Raw genomic sequence first — 12,548 nt, 5'->3', positions numbered from 1 at the left:
CTGCTATACCCCTTTAATTGGAATTGTAGCGTTAGCTTGTTTTAATATAACGCTATAAATTTGTGAATCTAGCTTTGTAACTGTGCCGTATGGGAATGAACCGGTTTTCAATTTTTTCCCTTCTTCCACACGTATAATCGTTGCAGTGTGGTTTGGTAATCCTTTATATGCAATGTGAACAGCATCATCTTCATAAGAAACAGCTAAATCACCGGTTTGATAAATTTTCATGGAAGCAGTTGCTTCACTTTGTGTCATACTTTTTATATAAGGATATCTTTCTCGTATTTCTTTAATTGTCGTTTTATAAGCTTTAAATAATTCTTCCCACGTTAAATTACCCGAACGTTTTTCATCAAGGATATCATCTGGATGGACGAAATGTGATATAACCCCTAAATTTGCAGTAACATCAGCTAAAATAAATTGTTCTTCATCTGAAATAGCATAGCCACTCGTAATACGTGGGAAGTGATAAATATTTTTGTTGTGCTCGTCTGGTCCAAATTCTTGAATTAAACTGCCGTTACTTTTACTTCCCACATATAGAGAAGCAACTGTTTCCATAGTTGGAACCGCGTCGTTTAATGCACTTAATCCAGTTGTATTTATAATATTGGATGGTGGTACATAGGTTTTTAGTTTTTCGTTTGGAAAGAAGTTATACACGAGTTTTTGTAAAGCATCTAAGGATCTCTCCATGTCCTCTTTTGAATTCCATGGAACATATTCAAGCGCTTTATCTACTGGGTCTGGTGGTAATAATAAAGGTTGATGGTTATAGCCATGAATACCGATTTCTCCACCGTGACTTAATAATTCTCTCCCAAATAATAAATAGGTATTTCTATTTTTACCTGTAAAATTTTCAAAGGGTGGCGTTACTTTATTTTGATATGTCCCAATTGCAACCCCTGTATATTTAATATCAAACTCTTCAGAGATATCCTTCATATTTTTCCACCAATGTTTTTTATAAAATTCTTCAACAGAAATTTTTTCTGTTGTTAAGTTTTTTAGTTCTCCACTTGGAATTGGAGATGGGAAGTCATCGATATACATAATCTCCGCTCCAAGTTGTACTGTAGCGAAAGTCGGGAAAATAGTACCCAGTGATTGAACGAACATACCTCTACCTAATTTATCGTTCAATGCTGTTGTATTCCAATATAAGACTTTTCCTTCACCGTAGTCATTGGTCCAAAGGATGGGAGTATCTTCTGCAGTAATCAAAGTATCAGTTGTATTCTCATCTAGCGTAATATTCATTGAGCTATGAGTGAACAATGGAGAAGAACTTGAGAGATCAGGATAACCAGGGAATAAAACTTCTTCAAAGGTTAATCCTTTCACATCTTTGAAGCCTTCTTTTTTTGTAATACCAAATAATGTGTTCCAGGAAGAATCTGAATCAAGTCGGTTTGCGATAATAATCCTTCCACCCATTTGTACAAAATTTTGAATATCAGCTTGTGGAAGTTGCGCCATTATTTCACCTGTAATAATAATTCCTGTATAGGGAGAGGGAGTAAGTCCCTTAATTTCATTAGCTGTAATATTTTTATAGTGTAGGTGTGCGTAATCCATTGCCTTTTTCGTATTAAATTCGACTTGTTGCCCTAATGTATTATCCGTTTTTAAAACGTATAATTGCATTTTTTGTCCATTTTGGGCTACATCTTTTGCTTTGAGTGTTTTAACAATATCTGTTTTTTTAGTTTTAGGAACAGAAAACTTTTGATAGAAATTTTCTGTTCGATATATAAGGATAGATATAATTAAGAGAAATAAAATGATACTAACAATTCCGATATATATATTAATCCCCTTTTTCAATGTGTGCGCCTCCAAACTGCCTTACAAATAATTGATATTTACGCGGTAGTATATGAACTCTTTTTGCAGCTGCTAGATTATTGATTAAGTTATAGAGCTCGTCCCATAACTTTTGCTCATAATATATTTCAAGTAACCCAACATAACCGTAATATGATTCAGGATAAAAATGAATAAGATTTAAAAATTGTTCTTCAGACTTTGCATATTGTTTTGTATGTAGAAACAGATTTCCAAGGTGGAAAGGATAAAGAGGTTCGGTAGGGAATAGTTCTACACTTTGTGTAATAAAATTCATAAATTCGGCGATTATTTTTTCTTTTTGCTGATTAGAAAGAAGACCACTGTCTATATATCTTAAATAGTTAGAAACCAATTCTTTTGCAATTTCATTTTGTGGATTTTGTAGAAATTGCTTATTTAAGTATTCGATCTGTTTTTCGTACCGTTCATTTAGTAAATTAATAGTAGTTGCTGCGTAATGTACAGTTTCAGGATCTTTATGGTGAATGGCTTCTTTCAATAAGCCTCCTTCATTGGAAATAGGGGAGGAGCTTAACTGTACAATGAGTTGTTTATGTAATTCAGGCTTATCTAGTTCTAATCCAGAAGAAAATGAAATTAGGTCCATATCTTGTTTTGCTGATGCCAAAATATCTTCATAATGATCAACTTGAAAGGAAACATACTCAGAGTATTGCTGTAACCACTCGGTCTTGGAGCGTCTTATATTCAGTAATAACATGATTGCTGATACAATAAGTCCGACAAGCGGGAAAAGGAGAGAGATAATTAAGCAAAACTCAATAATTCCTTTCTTATCTTCAGTAATCAAACCTTTCGTAAATCGAAATAAAAGAAAAACCAAAATAGCATAAATAAAGTAAAGAAGGAGTAAAATCATTAGAATACCACTCCTTTAGAAGAAAGAGCGTTTTGTATACGAGTTTTGACTGGTAATAAAAATTTTTCTTCAGTGCCAGGTAATAGAATCATAACTTTTTGCTCGAGCGTGCTATAACCGAATATATCAATATCACGCAAATGATCTTTTAAAATAGAATTTATCATTTCTAAGGAATCTTGTGGAACAGTAAATTCAAAATAGGAATATGGATAAGATAATGTTTCATAACGTTTCTTTTCTATTTTTAGTAAATGTTCAAATTCATCTTCATAATAAATGCTCGTTTTAGGGAATGTACGATCCTCTTGACTTGATAGCCAAAGATTAGAAGCGTTTTGTAAACGATCACCCATCCAGCGTAAATACCATGTGAAAAGTTCGAATTGCTCAGAAGTTACTTTTGAAAATTCAATTTCGTCTAATATAATGACGTATTGTACATCATCTTGGAATAGGACGGGACCAACTAAAAGTGGAGCGTCTTGAAAATCCTCTTCTGTACGGAAAAAAGGTCGATTATGTGCTAGAGCATTTTTGATGACTAGCGAAGCATTTTTAACAAAAATGGATTGAGGTAATGTATTTTTACCAGTTTCTGCTCTTAATTTAATACGAAGTGATTGTTTATTGTTATCGACGTGATAGATACCAATTTTTTTTGCTCCGAAATACATTTTTAATACATTTATCCCCTCATCGAGTACAATTTCAGGATGTGTATGATTTAAAGCTTTAAACATATGATACATTTTAGATAAGTGATTATTTGATTCAAGTACACGAGAACGTAGTGTAATACGTGTTTCATCCAATTGTTTCACAACATATTTTAATTCTTTATTTTCGGCTTTTAGCTCATTATTTATCATATGTACATCTTCATACCGTTCCTTTTGTGCAGTACTCATTAGTCCACAACATAAACTAATAACAAGTAAGAAAATCCAATTAATCCAGTAATCTAATGAATAAAAGTACAGTAATATATCATCTTCCTTATATATACCGCTTACAAAAATATAAATCATTGCTTCTAGAAAGGTGAAAAGGGCGATAGATATGCCATACCGGCTAGAAATAATTAATGTAATAAATAAGAGTAAGAAGTATTCATACGTTGGTGTTAGAAAATCAGTTAGTATTGAGAGAAAAAATAGAGCAATAAAGAGAATCGTAGGTTCAATCATTTTTTGTAATAAATTAGATTGTCTATAGTGCATAAAAAATCCCTTCTTTCGTTTGCGAATTTAATTTTGAGGAATAGTACACTGAAATAAAATACATAATTTAAAAGAATTATTTTAAAATATATAAAGCCCAAATCATTTTATCAACAGAGATGTAGTAAATTCAAGTGAAATAAATTCTAATTTTTGTTAATGTATTGTATTTATTGGAATTTTTATTAAATATCGAGCTTGAAAAAATGTAAAATGTTATTGTATTACTATACTTGTATTAATATTTAAAATGATAAAAAATTACAGTTTTATAGGGGGGGAATATTATTATGGAGTGGAAACGTTCCATATGCTTTTTAGCTATATTTTCTTTTATTTTTTCCTCAAGTACATTCGCCCAAGCAAATGTCGTGGAACCAGTTTTAAAAAATGTACGAAGTTATAAAATTTATTATGGTGAAGCAAATGAGCAAGTAATTGAGGGACTTTCAAAGTATGACATGGTCATTATAGAGCCATATGCATTTTCGAAAGAGCAAGTTCAGCAATTAAAAAAATCAGGAACAGTAGTCCTTGGGTATGTTAGTGTTTTAGAATTAGAATCGTGGCATAAATCGCAAGTAGTTGAATCAGACTATTATTATCGAGACGGTAAGACAATGAAGATTGAGCAGTGGGATACATATATTATGAATTTAGCTGATGAACATTACCGGCGGATTGTTGTAAATAAAGTGAAACAGCAAGTTATTGGAAAAGGAATAGACGGTGTGTTTTTAGATACCGCTGGTGATATTGACGACTATTTTTATGATCAGCCAGTTACACAAGGGAAATTTCGCGAAGCATATGTAAATTTATTAAAAGAAATAAAAGGTGTTGATTCTGATTTGCTTCTTATACAGAATTGGGGATTTGACACAATCAAAAATACATCCTTGAATTTTATACATGGTGTATTGTGGGAGGACTTCAATAAACAAGTTATTACGAAAGATGAATGGAGTCAAAATTGGATGCGCTATTTTAAACAACAAAGTAATAAGATTGTAACGTTTACCGTTACTCCAAATACCGTATCTAAAAAATATAGTTCTATAAATGGATTTATTCCTACAATTAATCCGAATGATATTTATGATAAATAGCAATTATTAGGGATGAGAAACTATCAATATTGACTATGAAAGTTTAGGTCAGTATACGATTATCTTATAAAGATGAATGTATTACTGACTAGCTCATTTTATAATATTCCATGTTAGAAATTAGTAGAATAAGATAGAAAAAGTGCATTATCCTATTAATTTTTATAGAAATAAAAAACGTAATATTTAAAATAACATCAATACTTGTGTCATGGTTAGAGTACGTTTATAATCAAGGAATCCTATTAATGTTCTGATAGGGTTATTTATGATTGAAAGCGTTTTAAATTTGGTGTTCTTCAAGGTAGGAAGTCTGACCTATTTGGATTAAAAATTATGTATGTAGTTTTAAATAGGAAGAAAAATAATAAAGAATCACTTTATATTGTGGGGAGGTTAAAAGTGTGAAAGGGAAAGACTTTCACACGAATACATATGGGTTACGTAGGATTATTACTTTCGGGTGCAGCTTTATTTTTAAATAGTCTTGTTATATTAGGAAAAGCAGAGATGAAAAGTGCAGGTGTTTTTAACTTATTTGTGGGTGCACTACAAATTATTATTCCGTTCTATTTAATCATGATTTCTGATCAAAGTAATTGGACGGTATATTCATATGCAGCTACTTTCTTATTCGGATTAACCTATTTATATGTAGGTGTTACTTTTATAAAAGGAATGGACAGTAGTGGTTTAGGGTGGTTCTGCATTTGGGTAGCAATTATTGCTTTATTCTATATGGTTGTTTCATTTGTTCAATTCCACGATGTTGTGAATGCGTTAACGTGGTTTATGTGGGCATTACTTTGGTATTTATTCTTTGTATTAAATACACAAAAAAAGAACATCAATCAATATCTTGGAAGGATTGCCTTCGTACAATCTTGGGTAACATTGACGTTACCTTCACTCTTTTATTTTATGGGAGTATGGGGAGAGGGATTCGTATATGAATTATGGGTTTATGTATCTGTAATTTCTATTTTATACTTCTGTTATTGTATTTATAAATATCGAGTACGTTAATATATTTTTTGTAGAAAAGCATGGAATCGTTAAACGAGTTCCATGCTTTTTATATGTTAGCATTTATAATAGAGAGGTAGTATTTTACAATTTATCGAAATGGGGATGATAAAGTTGAAGAAGGTATTGGTGCTAGGGGGAACTAGATTTTTTGGTAAACATTTAGTAGAAGCACTTTTGCAAGATGGGCACGATGTAACGATTGCGACGAGAGGAATTACGGAAGATTCTTTTGGGAGTAGAGTAAAAAGACTTATTGTAGATAGAGAAGATGAAAAACAACTAGCAGAGCGTCTAGCAGATAAAAGTTATGATATTGTATTCGATAATTTATGCTATAGCTCGAACGCAGCGAAGATAATATGTGAAGTGTTACGAGGGAAAACGAAGAAATACGTTATGACATCTTCAATGGCTGTCTATGAACCAACACTAAGTTTATTAGAAGAGGACTTCAATCCGTACGAGTATGCAATCGCGTATGGAGATAGGAATGACTTCAATTATGGTGAAGGAAAGAGAGTAGCCGAAGCAGTTGTATTTCAACAAGCAACATTTCCAGTTGTTGCAGTTCGTTTTCCAGTTGTTATTGGAAAAAACGATTATACGAAAAGTTACAATTTTATGTTGAACATATTGTGAGAGAAGAACCTGTCGCAGTGAATGATCTAGATGGAAAATTGTCGTTTATACATGAAGAAGAAGCCGGGGAATTTTTAGCTTGGTGTGGGATGAAAGAAATAGAAGGGCCAATTAATGCTTGTAGCAACGGGGTAGTTTCTACTCGGGAAATTATTCATTTTATAGAAGAAAATACGGGAATAAAATCACTCATTCAAGAAGTAGGAGATCATGTAGCACCTTATAATGAAGTGACTAATTGTACATTACATAATGGAAAAGCTAATGAATTAGGATTCCCGTTCCGAGGGTTGAAAATAGAAATGGAAAAAGTATTACGTTATTACATACATGCAATGAAATAATCATAAATCCCCCGGTGGCAATCCGGGGGATTCTGGAGGATTTCGACAATACTAATTTTACATTACCAAACTTACCTTATACGCACGACTAATGTTTTTGTGATTGAATTGCTTGTAAATATTTTTCATTTACCCGGTCCCAGTTCACTGTATGCCACCAGTTGGTAACAAATTCTGGGCGACGATTTTGGTACTTTAAATAATAGGCATGTTCCCATACATCAATGACAAGTAATGGAATTTTGCCTTCTTGCAAAGGTGTATCTTGATTAGGTGTACTCATTACAGTAAGTTCTTCACCGTCAAGAACAAGCCATCCATAACCACTTCCAAAACGGCTAATTGCTGCTTTAGACAGTTGATCTTTTAAGTTGTCAAAGGTATTGAAATAATAATCAATTACTTTTGCAACGTCTCCATTAGGCTCGCCGCCACCCCGTGGGCTCATTACTTCCCAAAAAAGACTATGACAATAATGTCCACCACCGTTATTTCTGACAGCTGTAACAATGTCCTTTGGTAAAGCTTCTAAATTACATAGTAACTCTTCTAAAGATTTATTGTGTAATTCCGAATAGTTTTCTAGTGCGGCATTCAAATTATTTACGTATGTCGCATGGTGCTTTCCATGATGAATAGAAAGTGTATTGCTATCGATATATGGCTCTAGTTCATCATAGTCATATGAAAGCTTTGGCAATTGAAATGAAGACATGACATTTCCTCCTTTCTCTCTAAAAGTTGGTCTAGGTAAAAATAATTTACCTGAGTAAAAAATACACCTATTTTTCATGAAAGTCAATAGTAATCTCTTAATTTTCTGAAAGATAGTACAATAAAAGTAACACTTAGACTTTCGTTTGTGACTCTTATTCTTTTTGCTTATACTGTAAAGTAGTAACGTTTTGTTGAAATAGAAGGAGATCGCTTATGAGTAAAACGAAGCAATTAATAGAGGAAGCGAGTCATTTTATTACGATTTGCTATAAAGAGCTTAATAAAGAACAATTCATAGAAGAACGCATGAAAGAAATTCGAGTTGAAATAGAGAAGACGGGGACGTATGAACATACATTTGAAGAACTTGTTCACGGATCGCGAATGGCATGGCGCAATAGTAATCGATGTATCGGAAGACTATTTTGGAGTAAGATGCACATATTAGATGCACGTGAAGTAAATGATGAGGAAGGTGTATATAATGCATTAATTCATCATATTCAATATGCAACGAACAACGGAAAAGTGAAACCGACCATTACAATTTTTAAGCAATATCAAGGTGAAGAAAATAATATACGAATTTATAATCACCAATTGATTCGGTATGCAGGATATAAAACAGAAATGGGAGTGATTGGTGACTCTCATTCCGCTGTGTTTACAGATTTTTGTCAAGAACTTGGCTGGCAAGGAGAAGGTACGAATTTCGATGTATTGCCACTTGTGTTTTCTATAGATGGAAAAGCGCCGATATATAAAGAAATTCCGAAAGAAGAAGTAAAAGAGGTGCCAATTGAACACCCAGAATACCCAATTTCGTCACTTGGAGCAAAATGGTACGGGGTTCCAATGATTTCAGATATGCGCTTAGAAATTGGCGGTATTTCCTATACAGCAGCTCCGTTTAATGGATGGTATATGGGAACAGAGATTGGGGCACGTAACTTAGCGGATCATGATCGCTATAATTTACTTCCAGCAGTTGCGGAAATGATGGATTTGGATACATCAAGAAACGGTACGTTATGGAAAGATAAGGCATTAGTTGAATTAAACGTGGCTGTTTTACATTCTTTTAAAAAACAAGGAGTCAGTATTGTTGACCATCATACTGCGGCGCAACAATTTCAGCAATTTGAGAAGCAAGAAGCTGCTTGTGGTCGTGTTGTAACGGGCAATTGGGTGTGGCTCATTCCGCCGTTATCTCCAGCTACCACTCATATTTATCATAAACCGTATCCGAATGAAATTTTGAAGCCGAATTTTTTTCATAAATAGTTTGTAGTATAGGGCATTTTCTGTAAAAATATAATTTTTTTTTAACTACTGTTACGTAGCAAATGGAAGCCTTTACCCTCGGTTATTTTTGGAAGGAGCTTTTTGAACCAAGGAGTTCCTTATGTTATAATCAAATTTCTGTTTCGAAGACCTTATAGAAATATAAGGTCTTTTATTTTGCTTTTTTATGTAAGAGGAATAGAAATTTTCTTTTAAATAAGGGATTTAGCATATTTTTAGGGACAACATAAGTGTGTAGGAAATAGATAAATTATTATGCTTATATAATCATTGTGTTTTGGGTGTAAACAATAAAACATAATAAAGTTGTTTTTTTAGATTGCTGAGGAAGGAGGAAGTGTAAATGAGGATGAAGAGTCGAAAAACGGATTGGCCTGTATTTCTTATGAGTGGTGGTTCGCTTTTATTATTTGTAATTGCGGTTTTCTTAAATAAAAATTATGTAGAGGGAGTCATTAATAGCAGTTTTGCAGCTTCAATTAAATATTTTGGTGCCTTCTGGCAAGTTTTATTAATTGGTACATTTATTGTTGCAATGTGTATGGCATTCTCGAAGTATGGGAGAGTTAAACTTGGGGGATTAGAAAAACCTGAGATTAGTACGACAAAATGGCTTGCTATTATAATGTCTACATTATTGGCCGGAGGTGGTGTTTTCTGGGCAGCGGCAGAGCCGATGTACCATTTAATGACGGTGCCACCAATACATGAAGGTATAACTGCTGGAACGAAAGAAGCAGTAATGCCTGCTTTAGCACAAAGTTATATGCACTGGGGTTTCCTGGCTTGGACAATTTTAGGTACAATTAGTGCGGTAGTTATGATGTATGGGCATTATCATAAAGGTATGCCATTAAAACCTCGAACGCTTTTATATCCTATTTTTGGAGAGAAATTGCGAAAGAGTTGGCTTGGAACAATGATCGATGTATTTGCCATTATTGCGGTAGCGGCAGGCACGATTGGTCCAATTGGATTTTTAGGCCTACAAGCAAGTTATGGCCTACAAGCATTGTTTAACATCCCGGATGTGTTTACGACTCAATTAGCCATTATTGTTTGTGTAGTAGCTGTTTCTACTATATCTGCGGTAACAGGAATTGATAAAGGGATTCAAATTATAAGTAATTTAAATGTTAGGTTAGCAGTTTTATTAATGCTATTCGTATTACTATTTGGACCAGGTGGATTTATTATTGATTCATTTGTTTCTTCGTTTGGATTTTATATAAATGAATTTATTCCAATGAGCACATATCGTGGTGATACAACTTGGTTAGGATCGTGGACAATCTTTTTCTGGGGATGGTTTATTGGGTATGGACCGATGATGGCAATTTTAGTGAGCCGCATTTCAAGAGGAAGAACAATCCGAGAAATCATCGTTGCAATTGGAATTATTGCACCTATTATTACAACGTTTTGGTTTACTATTTTGGGAGGATCAGGTGTGTTTTATGAGTTAATGAATCCTGGTTCTATATCGGCAGCATTAAGTGAATCTGGTATGCCAGCGGCTATGATTGCAATTACAGAGCAACTGCCACTCTCTCATATTATTGGACCGGCATTTCTTTTATTAACAATTTTATTTGTAGTAACAACAGGGGATTCAATGGCGTATTCGATTTCAATGGCAGTGACTGGAGATGGAGACCCTAGAATTAGCTTACGAGTGTTTTGGTCGCTTATTATGGGAACAGTTGCAGCGATTCTTTTATACATGGGTGAGGGAAGTATTAATGCACTGCAATCATTTATCGTAGTAACAGCTGTCCCGGTATCCATTCTGTTGTTCCCAATGCTATGGCTAGCGCCAAAAGTTGCGGGGGAATTAGCTTTAAAGCAAGGTATTGTAAAAGAAGAAGAGAAAACCTCCTTCTTGTTCCAAAAAGCTAGTAAATCAAAGTAAATAATTGTATTTATATAAAAAGAGGAAGCATCTCATTTGAGATACTTCCTCTTTCCTATTTATCCACCTATTTTTTTGAAGGATACAGTTTCAATCTATTCTAATACTTTATCTTTCGTCTCTGGAACACATAATAACATCGTAACTAAACCGATTGGATAGATAATGAAGATGAGGGATAATGCTCCCATTAAATTACCACCTGCAGCAAGTAAGCCGATAATAACAGGCCCAAATCCAGCTAAACCACGTCCTGTACCGAAAATAAAGTTTTCTGCTGTAGAGCGAGCTTCAGCAGGATAGTTTTCAGCTAAAACTGCCCCGAATCCTCCCATCATGCCATTGGCAAAGAATCCAAGCAATGCACTTCCCCATAACAATAATGTTGAGTCTGTGAATAAGAAGAAGTAAATGAGACAGTATATAGTACCACCGACATAATAGATTGTAAAAGTTTTACGGCGACCAATTTTATCAGCTAGAATACCAAAAGTTGCAATACCAATTAGCATACCAATCGTAGAGATGAACATCCAGCCGCTCGCCTTTGCTAATGTGTAGTTATATTTATTTGCTAAAATAGTTGGCATCCATGTGAAAATTCCATAATATCCGAAGTTTTGGATGAATGACATAATAATAAGACCAATTGTTGTTATCGTTACTTTTTTATTTGCAAATAATTTTCGGAGTGGGAATTTTTTCATTTGCTTTAGTTGCTCTGCCTCAGTAGTTGTTAAATTACCTTCAGCTTCTTTTTGTAACAATTCTTTTTTGTATCGTTGTTTTTGTTCCCATATTTTCGGTTCACTTAAACTTTTTCGGACATAGACAGCTAGTAGTGCGGGAATGAGTCCAAATAAGAAAACGGCTCTCCATCCAAAGTGTGGAACGATAAATGCTGGTAGGAGTGAAGCGACTAGTACGCCGAATTGCCATCCAAGTGCCACAACGGATGTTGCCTTTGCGCGCATTTCTTTCGACCATGTTTCAGTTACGATGGCCATTCCAATACCGAATTCACCACCAACTCCCATTCCAACTAAAAAGCGAAGAATTAATAATTGCCAATAATCTGTTGCGAAATAAATGAGTGCTGTTGCGAGTGAAAATAGTAAGATTGTGAAGGCCATCGTACGGATACGACCAAATAAATCAGCAATAAATCCAAATAAATAAGATCCGATTAGCATTCCTATTGTGGTGGCTAATGTTAAGTTTCCACCTTCAACAGGGCTTAAATGAAATTCTTTTAAAATGTAGACGAGTACGAAAGATAAGAGCAACATATCTAAGCCTTCTGCTGCATATCCTAGCGCAGACCCAAATAGTGTTTTATATCTTTTCTCTTTCGTCTCCTCTGTTGTTGATTGTACATCAGTAGTGACGTTCATCATTATTCCTCCTTATTTTCTTCTACAGTCGCTATGGAAGAATAACAAAAGGCCTTCTCACCTGATATGATGAGAAGGCCAAAAAAGCATACGTATTCCTAGAAAAGAACATACGTATATTGTATTCCGACTTCCT

General features: G+C 34.0%; 9 protein-coding genes and 1 pseudogene. 5 read left to right on the top strand and 5 right to left on the bottom strand.

The features are described 5' to 3' along the window. Positions 1–3 precede the first annotated feature (3 nt). Genes ACTFSI_RS12075 through ACTFSI_RS12065 form a run of 3 tightly spaced genes read right to left on the bottom strand, consistent with a single transcriptional unit; the run spans position 4 to position 3,963 of the window. Positions 4–1,836 (bottom strand): DUF2194 domain-containing protein, encoded by a 1,833-nt coding sequence (locus ACTFSI_RS12075; protein WP_044791868.1) that lies wholly within the window; start codon positions 1,834–1,836, stop codon positions 4–6. Then, the gene (locus tag ACTFSI_RS12070) at positions 1,820–2,740 is read right to left on the bottom strand and encodes a tetratricopeptide repeat protein (protein WP_044791870.1); all 921 of its coding nucleotides are present in this window, start codon (positions 2,738–2,740) and stop codon (positions 1,820–1,822) included. Before ACTFSI_RS12070 ends, ACTFSI_RS12075 begins: the two co-directional genes overlap by 17 nt. Continuing rightward, a complete protein-coding gene (locus tag ACTFSI_RS12065) occupies positions 2,740–3,963 on the bottom strand; it encodes a hypothetical protein (RefSeq protein ID WP_000559345.1) in 1,224 nt (407 codons plus the stop codon). The genes ACTFSI_RS12070 and ACTFSI_RS12065 overlap by 1 nt, the downstream gene beginning before the upstream one ends. 290 nt (positions 3,964–4,253) lie before the next feature. On the opposite strand from ACTFSI_RS12065, the gene ACTFSI_RS12060 reads away from it, so the two are divergent. From ACTFSI_RS12060 to ACTFSI_RS12050, 3 genes and pseudogenes are all read left to right on the top strand, one after another. Then, positions 4,254–5,072 (top strand): putative glycoside hydrolase, encoded by an 819-nt coding sequence (locus ACTFSI_RS12060; RefSeq protein WP_440045414.1) that lies wholly within the window; start codon positions 4,254–4,256, stop codon positions 5,070–5,072. A 435-nt stretch (positions 5,073–5,507) separates the two neighbouring features. Next, positions 5,508–6,098, top strand: a complete 591-nt coding sequence (locus ACTFSI_RS12055; RefSeq protein WP_000542569.1) for an AmiS/UreI family transporter — start codon at positions 5,508–5,510, stop codon at positions 6,096–6,098. 99 nt (positions 6,099–6,197) lie between these two features. Continuing rightward, positions 6,198–7,084 (top strand): annotated as a pseudogene (locus ACTFSI_RS12050) (NAD-dependent epimerase/dehydratase family protein). 88 nt (positions 7,085–7,172) lie between these two features. Here the strand turns inward: ACTFSI_RS12050 and sodA are convergent. Continuing rightward, complete coding sequence (sodA, locus tag ACTFSI_RS12045) at positions 7,173–7,799, bottom strand: superoxide dismutase [Mn] (protein ID WP_000094045.1); 627 nt, start codon at positions 7,797–7,799, stop codon at positions 7,173–7,175. A 215-nt stretch (positions 7,800–8,014) separates the two neighbouring features. Here sodA and ACTFSI_RS12040 point away from each other — a divergent pair, with 215 nt between their 5' ends. Then, on the top strand, positions 8,015–9,085 hold the full coding sequence (locus ACTFSI_RS12040; protein WP_197225594.1) for a nitric oxide synthase oxygenase: 1,071 nt from the start codon (positions 8,015–8,017) through the stop codon (positions 9,083–9,085). A 364-nt stretch (positions 9,086–9,449) separates the two neighbouring features. Beyond that, positions 9,450–11,018 (top strand): BCCT family transporter, encoded by a 1,569-nt coding sequence (locus tag ACTFSI_RS12035; RefSeq protein ID WP_139896033.1) that lies wholly within the window; start codon positions 9,450–9,452, stop codon positions 11,016–11,018. A 95-nt stretch (positions 11,019–11,113) separates the two neighbouring features. On the opposite strand, the gene ACTFSI_RS12030 is transcribed toward ACTFSI_RS12035, so the two are convergent. Beyond that, on the bottom strand, positions 11,114–12,412 hold the full coding sequence (locus ACTFSI_RS12030) for an MFS transporter (RefSeq protein WP_001103428.1): 1,299 nt from the start codon (positions 12,410–12,412) through the stop codon (positions 11,114–11,116). Positions 12,413–12,548: the final 136 nt, after the last annotated feature.

The sequence above is a fragment of the Bacillus cereus group sp. MYBK101-2 genome (genome assembly GCF_051918845.1).
Taxonomy (GTDB): Bacteria; Bacillota; Bacilli; order Bacillales; family Bacillaceae_G; genus Bacillus_A; species Bacillus_A paranthracis.
The sequence above is the reverse complement of the archived record's forward strand: the minus strand, read 5'-3'. Positions and strand labels throughout refer to the sequence as shown.